Raw genomic sequence first — 15,847 nt, 5'->3', positions numbered from 1 at the left:
AGTGTGGGCGCAACCGGACGGAGAATACTGTGGAACCAGTCGACTATTTGAGGACCATCACAAGACGGTGGCTGCTCATCGTCATCGTGGGCCTTCTCGGCGGCGCTGTGGCCTGGGGCTATGCGGCCACCCTCCCCGCCCAATACCAAGCCACCAACAGTGTCTTCGTCACGAGCGACCGGGGTGAGACCACCAGCGAGCTTTTGCAAACGTCGACGTTCACGCAAAACCTCGTGCAGTCTTACGCGCAACTCGCCACAACGCCGACGGTGCTGGGGCCAGTGATCAGCGAGCTCGGATTGGATATCTCCACCCAGGCCCTCGCGTCTCGGGTTACCGCGGTCACCCCCCTGAATACGGTGTTCATCGAGATCACCGTCACCAGTCGATCGGCGGTGCAGGCCGTAACCCTCGCCGACGCCGTCTCCGGTTCGCTCGCGCGAGCTGTAGAAAACCTGGCACCCAAGGGGCCTGACAACCTGCCGTCGATCACCGTCAAGACCGTTTCTCCCGCCCAGCTCCCCGGCAGCCCGTTTGCACCCAACACGCAGCTCATCGTCCTCACCGGGTTGCTGGTGGGGCTCGTTCTTGGTGTGCTCTACGCCCTCGCCCGCGAGGTGTTCGATACTCGGGTGAGTACGGAGAAGGATCTGGATCGCGTATCCTCGGATCCCGTACTGGGGAAGGTCGGCCGCAAGAAGCGCTCGGACCCGGCTGGCCTGGTCATGCGGGTCATGCCGCACAGCGCGCTGGCCGAGTCGTACCGCCGGGTGCGGGCCAACCTGGAATTCATCGACGTTGACAACCCCCCGCGCAGCGCCGTGGTCACGTCGGCGGTCACCCGCGATGGCAAATCGACGACCGCGATCAACCTTGCACTCGCCATGGCGGAACGGTCCTCACGGGTGTTGCTGATCGATGCCGACCTGCGGCGCCCGTCGATCGCCGAGCTGTGCGACCTCGAAGGCGACGTGGGCCTCACCACTGTGCTTCTCGGCGACGTCGGTCCCGACGATGCCATTGTGCGTTGGTCGGATGGCCTCGATGTGCTGCCTTCCGGCGCTGTGCCACCCAACCCCGGGCAGCTGCTCGGTTCGGACGCTATGAAGACCCTCATGCAACGCCTGCTTCTGGAATACGATTTCATCGTCGTTGATTCGCCGCCGTTGCTTCCGGCCACCGATGCCCTCGGCCTGTCGCACCTCACCGATGGTGCCATCGTTGTCGCCCGCTACAAGTCGACCACCCGTCAACAGCTGGCGACCACCCTGGAGTCGCTCGAAGCGGTCAACGCCCGCATCCTGGGCATCGTGCTCAACCAGGTGCGCGAACGCCGCGCCGAGGTGTATTACGGACCGCTCGCTCCGGTGACCGGTGCCGCGCCGCTCACACTGAAAACGACCAACCGGGTCACGGCTACCCGGGCACCGCACACCACCTTCGATGAGACCGGCCGCCGCAGTTCCCGCCCGTCGGAGTCGACGCGGTCGTCGTAGTGCGGGTCCTCCAGTCGTTTCCGGAGGGTCGCGCCACGACGAATCCCTACCTGCTGCAACTGAGCCGATCGCTCGCCCCGCACGTTGAGGTGCTCGGCTTCACCTGGCGCCGAGCGCTCACCGGACGGTATGACGTGTTCCACGTGCACTGGCCCGAGATCCTGCTGCAGGGGCGCACCCCAGGGCGGGCACTCGCCAAACGGATGCTGTCCCGCCTGCTTCTGGCGCGGCTTCGGATGTGTCGTACCGCGGTAGTGCGCACGGTGCACAACGTGCGCAGCCACGAGTCCGCGCCACGACACGACCAAAAGTTGCTGCAATCGTTCGACCGACGCACCACTCTGTGGATTCGACTCAACCCGTTCACCCCGGTCCCGGCGGGCGCATTGAAGCGCACCATCCCACACGGCGATTACCGGGACTGGTACTCAAACCACGTCCCGGGGGCGCCCGTGCACGGCCGGCTGCTCTACTTCGGGCTGATCCGTGCCTACAAGGGTGTCGACGGCCTCGTCGATTCCTTCCGTCACCTTGACGACGGTGACGCATCCTCCCTGCACATCGTGGGCGCTCCGCATTCGGGCGAGTTGGCCCAGCGATTGCAGCGGGCAGCGGGCGGTGACCCCCGCATCAACTTCGTGCTGCGCCACGCGAGCGATGCCGAGCTGGCCGACGCCATCGGTGCCGCCGAACTGGTCGTGCTGCCGTACGCCGAGATGCACAACTCCGGCGCCGTTCTGCTGGCCCTCTCGCTCGACCGTCCGGTCCTGGTGCCGACGAGCACGGTCACCATGGCGCTAGCTGTCGAGGTCGGTCCTGACTGGGTGATCACGTATGCCGGGCCGTTGTCGGCCCAGGTCCTGACCGACGCACTTGCGCACACCCGGCGGACGCGTAGCGCGCCCGCACCAGACCTCACGCACCGCCGGTGGGCTGTCGGCGCCGCGGACCACGTCGAAGCCTACGGCCGTGCCGTGCAGGCCGTGCGATCTCGCTGACCGCAGCCGCGCGATCGATTGGCGCTACTCAGTCGTCGGCGAACAGCCAGGCGTCGGCGGCAAGCCGGCCGTCAACGGACGGCAGATCATCAAAGGACGGGCGGGGGGCCTGCAGGGCGTGCACCACGGCATCCGCTAGCTGCTGCGGGGTGCAGCCGGGGGCGACCACGGCGTGACCGTGCTTCTGGAGCCAGGTCGCGAGCCCGGTTTCGGTCGTGGTCACGATCGCGCAGCCGTGCGCGAGGCCCTCGACGATCGGCAAGCCGACCTGTTCGCGCCAGGTGGAGGTCGGCTGGCTGGGCAGGGCCAGCACACGGGCTCGGCGCAACTGCCGGTGAATTTCGTTGCGGGGCGGATCGATGACCAGCTCGATGCTCGGGTCCAGGGCGGCGGCCTGCCGCACCTGGTTTTCCAGTGTGCCCTTGCCGATGATGGTGAGGCGGGCCTGGGGCAGCACCGCGGTGACGAGCGTCCACGCAGCGAGGATGTTCAGCAGCCCCTTACGCGGCACGAACGCCCCGAGAAAGACCACCCGGTGCGTTTCGAAGTCGTCAGCAGCGGCGCAGGTACACGGGGCTGGCAGGGCCGGGATAACGGCTGAGACCAAATTCCGGGCGGGTTCGGGCAGTGCCGTGCGGTAGGTGACTCGGGCGGCATCCGTTCCGAAGACGATACGGTCGGTCTGCTGCCAGACGAAGCGGGCGGCGACACCGTTGATGCCACGTCGTAGTCGCGGGCGGGCGCGGAGTAAACGTACGAACGGGTCGGCGTTCTCCAGGGCGTAGCTCACGATGGTCGATCGGCGGCCACCGAGCAGCGTCCGCAGTCGCAGGGCACCGATCGCCAGCGCACTGGCCCACACGCTGGAAAGCATGAGCGGTTCGCCTATCTCGAGGGTCGTGACCGGGGAACGGGCCAGCAGCCACGCAGCGCGCACCGGGTGCGCCTGAACTACGACGAGCCCCCTGGTGAGTTCTTCGTGAAAGTCATACCTTTTAATTCGGAACAGAATGGCCGCCGGCGGCAGCTCATGCGCTCGTTCGAGGTGGGCGCTGCGCAGGGTGCGGTAGAGCCGGGCCCTGTCGGTGGGAATGCGGCCGCTAGCCACGCTTGTACTCGTGGTACACCGACCCCACCGAACCGGCCAGCATTCCGGCGCCGCGCGCGGCGGTGCGCAAGCCGCGGGCACGCAACGGCATCTGTCCGACGAGCGACCCGGCCAGGTAACGCATGATCCCGCCACAGACCCGTGCGGCGCCGCGCGCCTGCAGGTTCATGCGCACCAGAACGCGTTTACCATTTTCGGTTTCGTCGAGGTTGATTCGGCTCCAGGTGTTGCCCATGCGAAACGCCCGTTGCAACACCCATTCCCTGGTGAGGCGGTCCGCTGGCACAATATCGATGACGATGGCTTCATCGCACCAGATCATCTGCCCGCCGCGCTGATGCAGCTGCCGGGTGAACAGCGAGTCCGACCCGCCGGAGATCCCGAATCGTTCGTCAAAGCTGAGCCCTAAGCGGCGAACCTGAGCCAGGTCGAGCAGCAAATTATTCGTGGCGGCAAGGGACACGGGCGTGCCGGTGGTGAACCGGCGGCGCTCGAAGAAGCCGCCGGCCCGAATCCACTGCTCGGGTTCGATGTCGTATTGCGAGAGCACCGGGCCGACGACAGCAGCGGGTCGGTAGGTGGAGTAGGTGTCAAGCAGCTGCACCAGCCAATGACTGCTGGGTCGTTCGTCATCGTCGATGAAGATGAGCAGGTCGGCACCCTGGCCTTCCTGCAGTGCACGGTTTCGCGCGGAAGCGATTCCCGGGATCGGTTCGTGCACGTAGCGCACGGGTGTCGGTCGCTTCGATACCGATTGCCCCGCTTCCAACCAACTCGCGTCGGTCACCAGGGCACGCGCTCCCTCGTTGGGATCGTTGTCGACGACGACGATCTCGACCGGCGCGTGCGCCATGCCGGCCTGGTCGAGCAGCTCGGGCAGGAGCTCCTCAAGGTCAGCCGGGCGACGAAAGGTCAGCACGGCAATCACAACGTGCGGGTCACTGGCGGATCGGTTGACGGGTGACATGACCAGCCCCCTCTGTAATGATGTGAACGGTGCAGCTGCTGCGGGAACAAAGAGGTCGGCTCGTGGGTGGGGCCAGGATCAATTGGCACGCTTCACGATCAGGTCATCAAAGGTGGCGGTGACGGGTGTCACGGTGGCGGTCGATCCCAGGTAGAAGGCCAGACCGACGGCACCGGCTGTCTGCATCGCGGCGGTGGAGTCCGTCGCCGTAATCTGCCACGCCACCGGTTCAGGAGCGCCGAGGGCCCAGACTTTGGCACGAATGGTGGTCGGTGCAGACCCGGTGACCTGCAGGCGGAGTTGCATCGCGCTGCCGGTCGTGTAGGTCAGCCCGGCGATGTTTTGCGCTTTCAGGCTCGTGGCGCCGCGCATGAGTTGCAGCTGCACCACCCCGGTCGAGAGGTTCTTCATGCGTACCCGGTAGTCGTCGGTACCGACCCGGCGGCCGATCAACGAAGTGTACGCGCCGGATCCGGTCGCGTCCTGTTGCAGGGTCGTCGTGAGGAGCATGTCGGTGTCGAGCAGCGACACGCCCGAGAGGTAGGCGTTGACGGTGGCACCGGCCGCGGCCTGAAGGCGGCCGACACCGCCGCTGACCGAATAGTTCGATGCCGTACCGGTGGTGGTCCAGGCTCCGCCGGTGTCGGCGGCTCCCAGGCCGGTCGCGACGGTGCGGGAGAACGCGTCAGCAGCCAGTGGGGTGTTCGGATCCACGGCCGGCACCTCGACCGTCTGCACGGCCTGCCCAGTCGCTGTGGAGTTGTCGGTCACCCTAAGGGTCACCTCGTAGCTGCCCGCGGCTGCGTAAGTGTGTGATGCGGTCACGCCGGTGCCACTGCTCCCGTCACCGAAGTCCCAGCTGTACCCGGTGATGGTTCCGTCACTGTCGGTTGAGGCGGAGGCATCCGTCATTATTGCGAGCGGTGTGGCCTGATAACTGAACGCTGCCGTCGGCGCCACGCTGACCGGCGGGTCGGTAGCCTCGACCGTTCGGGTCGTCACCGAGCTGGCTCCCGAGTTGTCGGTGACAGTGAGGGTGACCGGATAGCTGCCAGCGGACGCGTAGGAGTGTGTGGCGGCGGCTCCGGTCGCGGTGCTGTCATCGCCGAAGTTCCAGACGTGACTCGTGATGGTTCCGTCGGAATCTGTGGATCCGGTGGCGTCAACGCTCAGGTCGCGGTAGGCGATCGCACTGCTGAACGCGGCCGTCGGTGCCACGTTGGCCGGGGGCCCCGATCGGCCGATCGAATTGTGCCGAGCGATGGCGCTGGCGCTCAGAGCCGTGTTGTAGACGGCGACCTCGTCGATGTCGGCGGCAATGTAATCACTCGCCGGCCGGCTGGTCCACCCGCTGAGATTGTCGCCTCCGATGCGCCAGTAGCCCTGGATCGGCGCCGCCGATGTCGTATCGGTGCGCTGGGCCACGAGCGCGCCGTCGACGAACAGCGACATGCCCGCGGCACCGACCGACGCCACGATGTGGTGCCACTGGCCGTTGTTGTACGACGCGGTCGTGTTCACCGTGCGGAGGATGCCGGGCTTCACGCCGAACCAGAGGCGGCCGGCATTGTCCATGTAGACCTGGCGGTCGTAGGCCGTCGATGCACCGCTCACGGCATTTCCGAGCCCGATGATCTTTCCGCCACGGGTGGTGGTGGTCTTCACCCAGGCTTCGACGGTGAAGGCGCCCCGAGGGGTTTCAAAGGCTGATGAGGCGGCGGTTCCGGCGGACGTGCCGCTGAACCGCGAGGCGGTTCCCGAATCAACGGCGAGCGCGCCCGCGACGTTTCGAATGACGCCGGTTCCCGTGGTTTCGTTGGATGCGGCGGCCCAGTCATAGGCTGTCGTACCCGTGGGTTCGCCGAGCGGCCAGTACGACGAGGGTGAGTCGCTCTGAACAGTTTTGGCGTAGGCGTTGTACTCGCCGGAACCAGAGACGGTCACGCTGGTGGGGTTGCCGGTTTTGACATTGCCGAAGGAGTCCTGCACCCGCACGCGGTAGGTGTAGGTCTGGCCCGGCGTGAGTCCGCTGTCGGTGAACCCCATGGCCGGTCGAGACCAGTCGGTCGAGAAACCTTTCACCGTGCCCACGGCGACACCGTCGCGCAGCACCTCGTAGGTGAGCTGTTCGTTGTCCCGGTCGAAGGCTGCTTTCCAGCCGATTCGAGCGGTGCCAGTCGACAGCGAGTCGACGGTCGGCACGAAAGCGGATGCGGCGAACGCCGCGTTCGCCACGCGCGGTCCTTCCTTATTGGGGGCAATCACCTTGTTCGCGAAGCGCACCAGGCCCTGCTGACCCTTGTTGTTGACGTTGGTGAACTCACCACCGTAGAGCAGGTAATCGGTGTTCGCGGTGATGGTCCATGCGCCCTGGCCTTGGCCGGTGAATTTGCCGGAGTTAATCTCGGGGTAGAACGTGAGCAGGCTTGGGCTCGGCCGGCCGGTGAAGCTGGCGTAGCTGCCGACCGCATTCGGGGTGAGCGTGCTGGTGGCCGCCATGGAGAAGGTCAGGGTGCGGTGATACGAGCGCGGACTGGTCTCGACCGGGCCGCCGAGGTTTCCGAGATTGCCGCAGTAGTGCGGGTGACCCGTCGTGTAGACGGCGTTGGCCACCGGAACGGCGGAGTAGGTGTCACCGTGGCAGTCTTCCAGCCAAACGAGCGAACCATCGCTCCAGTTTGCCCGGAAGGTGCCCTCGAAATTCGCCCCGCTGCCGTAGTCATAGCCGGTGCCGAACGCGCCGTCGGCCGAGGAGCTCAGGCTGGTGATAGCCCCGTTCAGACCACCGTTGCGAACCACGGCGTTCACGGCCCAGGGCAGCGACGCACCGGTGACCGCGTCCGTCGCGGCCATGCCGTAGCCGGGAGCGTCACCGCCGTTATAAGACGTGAAGGAGCCACCGATGAGAATCTTGGCGCCGTCCGGCGAGATCGTCATGGTGTTGACCGACCCGCCGGCCGGGTTGCCGGTCCAGTCGCGAATGGCGCCGTCGGCGACGGCAAACGCGGCCATCTGGTTGCGGGCAATACCGCTCGCCGAGGTGAACACACCGCCCACGTAGACGGTATCGCCGAAGGTGACCAGGGTCTTCACCGAGGCGTTGACCGTCGGCGCCCAGGATGGCACGAGCGACCCATTGGCGGTATCAAACGCGGCGAGGCGGTAGCGGGTCACCCCTCCGACGGTGGTGAAGAACCCGCCGGCGTAGAGCCGTGTACCGTCAGCGGATGCCGCGAGCGAACGAACGGCACCATTGAGGTCAGGATTGAAGCTCGCAACCAGTACGCCGGTCGTGAGGTTGTAAGCGAGGAGGTTGTTGCGCACGACCTCGTTGACCCCGGCGGCAGAGCCGGCCGGCCGAGCCCTGGTGAACTCGCCTCCGGCGTAGACGGTGTTGCCCACGATCACCTGGGACCAGACGACGCCGTTGATCTGGGCCGTGGGCAGCGCGTCGGCCGCGAAAGTCACGGGAGTGCCAGCATCCACTGGGGCAGTGTCAGCCTGGGCGGCGAGCGGTGCAGTCAGGACCCCGACGAGCATGGCCAGGATAGTCAGCAGGCTGAGCCAGCCGGCACGCAGCGACAGTGAGACCCGAGATCGGGGCGCGTCGCGCAACAAGACCGTGGGCCGGTTGACGTGCAGGCGAGACACAGGGAGAGGTCGCACGAAGATTCCTTACTCGGGACGAGGTGCGGGGACGTCGGGTAGCCACCGCATTCTTCGGAGTATAGTGAGAATCCGTCACTATCGGATGCCCCCGTCCGGGGCACACGCTGCAGGTAGCCTGCAGGGGGTGGAGAACGGCGCAAGTCAGCGCGGAGCTGCACCCTCGAATAGCACGATCGGCACGCCGACGGAGTAGTCCACGGCTATGCGCACCTGGTCACGCAGGTCAGACGGTACGGCAAAGACGAAGACGCCCTGTTGTGTCGCCCCCGGCGCTACCGATGAGGGGAACGGCGCGCCGCCCGAAGCCGTCAATTCGGTGGCGGGACTCTGCTCGGCGCCGAAAAACAAGTTGACGACCGTCGACGTCAGGGGCACGGTGTCGGGAGTGTCGTTGCGCACGGTCACGGTGAAACGCAAGGACGGCCCACCCACCTCGCCCGGCCCGCGCGCAACCCCGTCGACCGCTTCGAGCGCACCGACACCGAAAACCACGCCGGGAACAGCCGCGGCGGATTCAGTGAGTGGCACCGGAGCCTGCGCGGCCGGCGGAGCCGGTTCCTCGGCAGCCTCGGTCGGCGAGGGAGCAGCCACGGTCGGAGGTGCGGTGGGTGTCGGAGAAGTGGAGGACACGTCGCTCGGCGTGGGTGTTGACGCAGCGGTAGGCCGCGGGCTCGGTGTGAAACTTTCGCTGCTTCCCGCCGCTTCCGAGGCGGTCCTGTTGGAGGCCGCGACCCCGGCGACGACGAGCACAATAACGACCGCGGCGAGTACAGCGGATGCGACGCTCCACCACACACGTCGTCGAGCGGCCGGCTTTTGGCCGGTGTTGTCATCGACGGGGGGACGCACTGACATGGTGAAACTCCAGGTTGCTCAGCTGGTTGCGATCGGGGCAGATTCATGATTTAGGGAGGACTGATGCGGGCATTATTACGGTGCAGCCATTAATACACGGGTTCACCCGCATTCCTAGGGGGCAGGTGAACCCCGCCCGGGGGCATCCCCCTCAGGCTGTACAGTGTGAAAAAAAGCACCCGACCAGCGTTCGATCACCACGCGACCAACGAGGCGACAGACATGAGAATTGCCATTCTGCACGGCAGTAATGATGCCTACGGCGCCTCCAAGGTGCTCTGTCAGGAAGTGGAGTGTCTGGTGAGCCTCGGACACGACGTACTCGTCGTGGTGCCGCACACGGGCCCGTTGGCCACGGAGCTGGCCCAGTTCGGTGCCACCGTGTCGGTCGTCGTTGACCCGTCGTTGGTGGTGTTGCGGCGCAGCAAATTGACCGACCTGCTGCACCCGCTGACCCTGCGCCACGACGTGGCCGATGCCGACGTCGTGGTGCTGTGGACGCTGGCCCTGAGCGCGTACATTCCCGTGCTGCGACTGAGGCGCCGCCGGTTCTACGTCTCCGTGCACGAGCTGCTGCTGGGCCGTGTCGGCGGGCTTCTCGTGCGAACCTTGCTGGCCTCCGGAGGCTTTCCGGTGTGCGCGTGCAGTGAAGCCACGGCCGCCTGGTTGCACAACCATGGGGTTGGCCGGGATCGCCTGACGGTTATGTCCCCGGTTTTCGCTGCTGTCGGGGCGGTACCTGACCGCTCCCTGCATGATCCGCTGACGCTCGCCGTCGTCGGGCGGGTCAATGGGCACAAGGGGCACCTGGAAGTGGCTGCGGCCTTCCAATCGTCAGCACTGTCCGGTGCCGGGTGGCGTCTTCTCCTTTTCGGCGCACCCTACCCAGGCCAAGACGAGGCCCTGCAAGCCGTTCAGGCTCTCGTGCACGACGACCCCCGCATCGAGTACCGCGGTGAAGCGGCGTCGGTGGCGGCCATCGCCGAGGAAATTGATGCGGTGGCCTGCTTTCCGTCTACACCGGAACCGTTTGGGCTGGTGCCGATCGAAGCTTGGCGGGTCGGCGTGCGTTCGGTCGGCTTCGCGGACGGCGGCGCGGGCGAAGTCCTTCCGGTCGTCGGCGGCCTCGGAGTGCGCCGCACCGATCGACCTGTCCTCGACATCACCGCCGCGCTCGTCCGTCTGGCCGTGGCACTCAAAGCGCACGCCCCCCTGCCCCAGCCGGCCCAAGTCAACCCGCTGTTCTCCGAGGACCGCCGTCGTAACCTCATCGCCGAGGTCATCGCGCGCAGCAAGCGGTGACACAAGCACAAATCTGAGGGGGCCGACCGACAACCAGGCGGTCCCCTCAGATTTGAGCCAACGGCGGATCGGTGCTACCGCTGGCAGATCTAGTCCGCTGGCACCTCGGGGATCGGCAGCGGTTCGTCATCCGGTAGCGGTTTGACGCCCGGGTCCGGCTCCAGCACCGGTGCCGGCACGACCTCTGGCACCGGCAGGATGTCCGGGTCCGGCACCGGTGCCGGCACGACCTCTGGCACCGGCAAGATGTCCGGGGTCACCGTCGCGTCGGGGGCATCCGCTGGCGCATTCGGCGTGATGGTTGCGGCCGGCGCTTCCTTGTTCGCCGCACCCGTCGCTCTGATGCTTGCCGACGAACCGGTCACCGTGTTACCGAAGGGATCAGTGGCCCGCACCTGATAGGTGTACGACGTGCCTCCGGATCGCCCGGTGTCGGTCCAGCTAATGGTCGGCCGCCTCCAGTCCACCGACAGCCCCGTCTGCGTGCGCACGACGACGCCGTTTCGCAACACCTGGTAGGTGAGCTGCTCGTTGTCACGGTCGTAGTTGGACTTCCAGGTGACCTTCACAGAGTTGGCACTCGGAGTGCTGAGCGTGGGCTGAAAACTGGTGCCCGTAGCCTTGGGACCTTCCCTATCGGGCGCGATGGACGACACGGCAAAACGCGTGAGGCCCTGTTGTCGCTTGTTGTTCACGATCGTGAACTCGCCCCCGTAGAGAACGTATTGGGAGTTGGCTGCGACGTTCCAGGGCCCCTGGCCCTGGCCGGTGAACGTGCCCGTGTTGATGTCGGGGTAGAACGCCAACAGAGTGGGGCACGGCCGGCCTTCGAAGTTGAAGTAGCTGCCGCCCGTTACATTTCGGGTGATAGTACAGGTGGCGGCCTTGCTGAAGGTCAGTGTGCGGTGATAACTGCGCGGGTTCGTCTCCGGGAACCCTCCGATATTGCCACAGAAGTGCGCGTGGGCGGTGGTGTACACGACGTTGCCGACCGGTACTGCAGAATACGTATCACCGTGGCAGTCTTCGATCCAGACAGTGTTGCCGTTGCTCCAGCTGGCCCGGAATGTACCCTCGAACATTGCTCCCGACCCGAAATCGTAGCCGGTGCCATAGACACCGTCGGCATCGGAGGTGAGGGAGAGAATTGCCCCGTTGGGGCCGGCATTCCTAATCAGTTTGCCAATATTCCACGCGACGGCAGCACCGGTGCTCGAGTTCGTGGCGGCCATTCCGTAGCCGGGGGTCGTGGCTCCGTTGTAGGAGGTAAATGAACCGCCGATGATGACGCGGTCGCCGTTCGGTGAGATCGTCAGCGCATTGACGGCACCGTCTGGAATGGTTCCCTTCCAGGTTCCCACCGCACCGGTGGAAGCACTGAAGGATGCTGCCTTTTGACGACTCTGCCCGCTGGTCGACGTAAAGCTTCCGCCGGCATACACAGTGCTTCCGGACGCACCCAAGGCCCGGACTGTGCCATTCGCCGTGGGATTCCAGCCGGACAGGAGCGCGCCGGTAGCCGTGCTGAACGCCGCGAGCCGGGTGCGCGCGACTCCACCAACAGTGCTGAAGCCACCACCGACATAGATACGCGATCCGTCGGGCGACGCGGTGATCGCCCGCACGACACCGTTCACGCTGGGATTGAATGAAGTCATCACCCCGGTCGACAGGTTGTAGGCCATGAGATTATTGCGCGAAACTTCGCTCGTGCCGGCGGATGCCCCCGCCGGGCGGGCCCTGGTGAATTCACCGCCAACGTAGACCGTGTTTCCCACGATCTTTTGCGACCACACCACGCCGTTGATCTGCGCTGTGGGCAAGGCATCCGCTGCCACGGTCCTGGGGGTTGAAGCATTGGGGGGTGACGTATCGGCCTGGGCCGCTCCCGTCCCGGTGAATATCGCGCCGGCCAGTACAGCCGCCGCGACAATGGCTGTCATGGGGGAACGGAAACGCCTGAACATAGAAGAGCCTCATCTTCTCTTGGTCGGCGGCCTCGAAACGACCCCCGCAGTTCAAGAATTATACTCAGTTTCCTTTTTGCCCCAACCCGCAAAAGTAAAGTTGCCACGATGGGTTAGGCGGCAGAAAAAGCGTTCGCGGCCAGGGATTTGACTGCTCGCAGGTGGAACGCATCGCGTTAAACCCTAGTCACATCGCCGGATAGACGTTAGGATTCCTCACTGTCCCTACCTCTCCCACCCGATTTCTGCCGCGTTCGCGGGGCAGCTTGAGAGAAATCCGAGCACTCGATGGCCGCAGAACAACCCGTCTCCCATTCCGGCACCGATGAGGCCGGCCCCCTCCGCATCGGCTACGCCGCCGGCGGGTTCGATCTTTTTCACGTGGGGCACCTGAATATCCTCAAGCACGCCAAGAGCCAGTGTGATTACTTGATCGCCGGTGTCGTCTCCGATGAGATGCTCGAGCTGACGAAAGGCGTCACCCCGGTGGTCCCATTGTTCGAACGCCTCGAGATCGTGCGGCACATCTCCTACGTCGATGAGGCCGTCGCCGAGGTCGTTGAAGACAAGATGGAGACCTGGCGCCAGCTGCGCTTCGACGTGTTCTTTAAGGGCGACGACTGGCGCGGCACACCGAAAGGTACCCGTCTTGAGCACGAGTTCGCCACTGTCGGTGTGGATGTCGTCTACTTTCCGTACACCGTCAACACCTCGAGCACGATGCTGCGCCGAGCGCTTGATGCGCTGACGCGACCGGACGCCTCCTCCCGCTGGCAGTCTCAGGCGATCGAGGGCACTTCGTAGATCCCGCGCCTTTCTGCCGAACTAATGAGGGGCGGGTTCTCGTACAGTGCACGAGAATCCGCCCCTCTTCGCTGTTCAGCCGGTTACCCGGGGTGCACCACCACCAGGGTGTCATCGGGCGTGTAGTAGTTGCGCGCCATCTGCACCTTCGTTGACGAAGGGGCAATCACCGCACAATCGTCGACCCGGGTGTTGCGGCCGAAGGTGTTGTCGCTGACGACCACGCCGTTTAGGGGACCGTACGCTTTCTCGGCGAGGTTGACCGAGCATCCGCCGCCGTCGGCAATGTTGTTTGTGATAGTGAGATCCGACACGTCACCGCGGTCCTGGGTGACCTGCACGGAGGCGTTCCATGCATCGGTCAACCGATTGCCCTCGATGAGGATGTTCGACCCTTCCTGGATCTGGATGGAATCGTCATGACTCGGCGTTCCGCCCTGATTCGGGTCCCGATCGTAGTGCAGGTTGTCGTGCACCCACGAGTCTATGATCGCGACGTTTCCGCCGGTCAGGTGAATACCGTCAATGACACCGTGAATGTTGAGACGGGTCGCCTCAAAGTTGTAGCCGTAGATCCCTTGAACGTCGGGTGACGGCTTCGAGGGAAACAGCTCGGTGTCGATGATGCGCAGGTTCTCATGGCCGCCGAGATTGCCGATGAGGGCCATTGGGCCGCTGAGGTCTCGTCCGCGCACGATCGAGTTCCTGATCGTGACATTGGGCGCTTCGATCTTGACCATGCCGCGAATGTCGAGGCTGTCAATGACGGTTCCGGCCCGGGTGATTGTCAGGTCGCCATTGTGCACCGTCAACGCCGTGCCGGCCGGCACTCCCGTGTTGCTGCCGTTCGGTGTGCCGCCGGTCGACGGCGGAGTGGGCACCGGAACGGGGGCCAGCACCGGCGCCGGCAGTGGGGCAGGTACCGGAGCAGGAGCGGGGGATGGAACCGGAGCGGGCACCGGCGCCGGCGCCGGCGCCGGGACCGGGACCGGGACCGGCGCCGGTTGGGGCTCTGGGATAAAGATCGGATCTGGAGCCGGCGAGATCGGCGGAAACAACTTCGCCATGAGCCAGCGCAATTGGGCCGGGGTCAGGCCCGATCCCGGGGTGGATTCGGCCACGGGGGGGGCCGCAGGTTCGGCACCCCACGGCGTGATCGCGTATTCCGCCCCTAACTGTTGTGCGGCCTGGGCTGGACCGATGCCAACAAGGGTGCCGGTCAGTCCCAGCGCAACAGCGGCAGCAGCCGTCGCGTGCGCACGACGGAAGGGTGAACGAGCTTTCTTGGGGGCGGGTAAGCCAATGAGAATATTCGGGTTGAGTTTCATAGGGGTGATTTCGTGTCCTGCACACGTTTCGGGACGTGTTGGGCGGGGCAGCTGAAGGGAGCCGCCGATAGTGGGTACAGCATTCCGTATCGACAGGAGCGGGTCAAACGGAAGGTTATGAATACCTTGAGGAGCGCGTGGATGCCCGAAGTGCCAGCCCGGACTGGGGGCACCGAGGGCATCGCGGCGCCGGCGCGCGATAGAGATGCGCCGTGCGAATCAGGGGGCGCGTGAAGGATGGTTTAGCCGGCGTGCACCGTTACGGGCTGGCTGTCAGGCGTGTAGTAGTTGCGCGCCGTGCTGATCTTGGTCGTACTGGGCGAGATGATGGCGCAGTTGGCCACCCTGGTATTGCGTCCAAACTTGTTGTCGGTGACGACGGTGCCGTAGATCGGACCATACGATTTCTGGGCCACGTTGATGGTGCACGCGCCGCCGTCGGCGAAGTTATTCGTGAAGGAGAAGTTCGAGACATCCCCGGTGTCCTGCGTGATCTGCACCCCGGCGTTGTGGGAACCGCTCAGGGTACTTCCGTACACCTTGATGTTGCTGCCCTTTTGAATCTGGATGGAGTCATCATGGCTGGGCTTTCCGCCCTGGTTCGGGTCACTGGCGTAGTGCAGGTTGCCGTGCAGCCAGGAATTCGCGATCGTGACATTACCGCCGGTCACGTGAACACCATCAATGACGCCGTGGATATCAACGCGGGTCAGCGTGAAGTTGTAGCCGTAGATTCCATTGATATCGGGGGACGGCATCGACGGATACAACTCCGAGTCGATGATCTTCAGACCAGAGCGCCCGCCGAGGTTATTGACCAGCGCGGCGGGAGCGCTAACGCTTCGTCCGCGAATGATCGAGTTCTTGATCGTCACGTTGATCGCGTTGATCTTGACCAGGCCGCGAATGTCCAAGCCGCTGATAACGGTACCGGCCTGGGTGATATTAAGATCGCCGTTGTGCACCCTCAGGGTAGTACCGGAAGGGACTCCGGTCGTGCTGGCACTCGCGGTAGCAGCGCGAACGATGCCCGCGCTTGCCGCCTGGGCCGGAGCGGCCAAACCGGCCAGCGGAAGGAGGACGGCGAGGGTAGCTGCGGCGACAAACGTGGGGGTTCGCGTGGTCGTCGTGACTCGGGCCCGAGTACGGCCCAGACGATGTGCATGCGGCAGATCGGGGCGGGTGAGGTCGGGACGAGGTGGATCGAAACGGTGCACGGCAGGGCCGTGTTGAGAGGCGCCACGGGAATGCGGCGGGGTCACGGTCAATGGTCGGCGATGGGAACGTGAGATACGGTCGGTCATGAAGTCGTTTCGGGTGGTGCACGTTCGGGTATGCGGGCGAGGCAACCGC

The 15,847-nt window shown here is 65.1% G+C and carries 11 protein-coding genes; 4 read left to right on the top strand and 7 right to left on the bottom strand.

Annotated features, from left to right (window positions below):
• Positions 1-29: 29 nt before the first annotated feature.
• Positions 30-1,496 carry a tyrosine-protein kinase domain-containing protein gene (locus E3T47_RS00175; protein WP_134553652.1) on the top strand — a complete coding sequence of 489 codons (1,467 nt, stop codon included), beginning with the start codon at positions 30-32 and terminating at the stop codon, positions 1,494-1,496.
• Positions 1,496-2,494 carry a glycosyltransferase gene (locus E3T47_RS00170; RefSeq protein WP_134553651.1) on the top strand — a complete coding sequence of 333 codons (999 nt, stop codon included), beginning with the start codon at positions 1,496-1,498 and terminating at the stop codon, positions 2,492-2,494. The genes E3T47_RS00175 and E3T47_RS00170 overlap by 1 nt, the downstream gene beginning before the upstream one ends.
• A gap of 28 nt (positions 2,495-2,522) precedes the next feature.
• On the opposite strand, the gene E3T47_RS00165 is transcribed toward E3T47_RS00170, so the two are convergent.
• The 4 genes from E3T47_RS00165 to E3T47_RS00150 all read right to left on the bottom strand — a co-directional run bounded on the left by E3T47_RS00165 (position 2,523) and on the right by E3T47_RS00150 (position 9,093).
• Positions 2,523-3,602 carry a glycosyltransferase family 4 protein gene (locus E3T47_RS00165; protein ID WP_134553650.1) on the bottom strand — a complete coding sequence of 360 codons (1,080 nt, stop codon included), beginning with the start codon at positions 3,600-3,602 and terminating at the stop codon, positions 2,523-2,525.
• Positions 3,595-4,569, bottom strand: a complete 975-nt coding sequence (locus tag E3T47_RS00160) for a glycosyltransferase family 2 protein (RefSeq protein ID WP_134553649.1) — start codon at positions 4,567-4,569, stop codon at positions 3,595-3,597. The genes E3T47_RS00165 and E3T47_RS00160 overlap by 8 nt, the downstream gene beginning before the upstream one ends.
• A gap of 78 nt (positions 4,570-4,647) precedes the next feature.
• Positions 4,648-8,235, bottom strand: a complete 3,588-nt coding sequence (locus E3T47_RS00155) for a PKD domain-containing protein (protein ID WP_134553648.1) — start codon at positions 8,233-8,235, stop codon at positions 4,648-4,650.
• 144 nt (positions 8,236-8,379) lie between these two features.
• On the bottom strand, positions 8,380-9,093 hold the full coding sequence (locus E3T47_RS00150) for a hypothetical protein (RefSeq protein WP_134553647.1): 714 nt from the start codon (positions 9,091-9,093) through the stop codon (positions 8,380-8,382).
• A 222-nt stretch (positions 9,094-9,315) separates the two neighbouring features.
• Here E3T47_RS00150 and E3T47_RS00145 point away from each other — a divergent pair, with 222 nt between their 5' ends.
• Entirely contained in the window at positions 9,316-10,395 is a 1,080-nt protein-coding gene (locus E3T47_RS00145) for a glycosyltransferase family 4 protein (protein ID WP_134553646.1), read from the top strand.
• Positions 10,396-10,484: 89 nt separating this feature from the next.
• On the opposite strand, the gene E3T47_RS00140 is transcribed toward E3T47_RS00145, so the two are convergent.
• Positions 10,485-12,338 (bottom strand): WD40 repeat domain-containing protein, encoded by a 1,854-nt coding sequence (locus E3T47_RS00140; RefSeq protein WP_134553645.1) that lies wholly within the window; start codon positions 12,336-12,338, stop codon positions 10,485-10,487.
• A gap of 312 nt (positions 12,339-12,650) precedes the next feature.
• On the opposite strand from E3T47_RS00140, the gene E3T47_RS00135 reads away from it, so the two are divergent.
• Entirely contained in the window at positions 12,651-13,166 is a 516-nt protein-coding gene (locus tag E3T47_RS00135; RefSeq protein ID WP_134553644.1) for an FAD synthase family protein, read from the top strand.
• Positions 13,167-13,249: 83 nt separating this feature from the next.
• Here E3T47_RS00135 and E3T47_RS00130 read toward each other — a convergent pair whose 3' ends face one another.
• Both E3T47_RS00130 and E3T47_RS00125 read right to left on the bottom strand, forming a co-directional pair.
• Positions 13,250-14,494 (bottom strand): right-handed parallel beta-helix repeat-containing protein, encoded by a 1,245-nt coding sequence (locus E3T47_RS00130; RefSeq protein WP_134553643.1) that lies wholly within the window; start codon positions 14,492-14,494, stop codon positions 13,250-13,252.
• A gap of 242 nt (positions 14,495-14,736) precedes the next feature.
• Entirely contained in the window at positions 14,737-15,798 is a 1,062-nt protein-coding gene (locus tag E3T47_RS00125; RefSeq protein WP_134553642.1) for a right-handed parallel beta-helix repeat-containing protein, read from the bottom strand.
• Between the last annotated feature and the right edge of the window lie 49 nt (positions 15,799-15,847).

Origin of the sequence: Cryobacterium ruanii (assembly GCF_004404055.1) — a bacterium.
GTDB lineage: Bacteria > Actinomycetota > Actinomycetes > Actinomycetales > Microbacteriaceae > Cryobacterium > Cryobacterium ruanii.
This window is presented reverse-complemented; position numbering and strand designations above follow the sequence as displayed.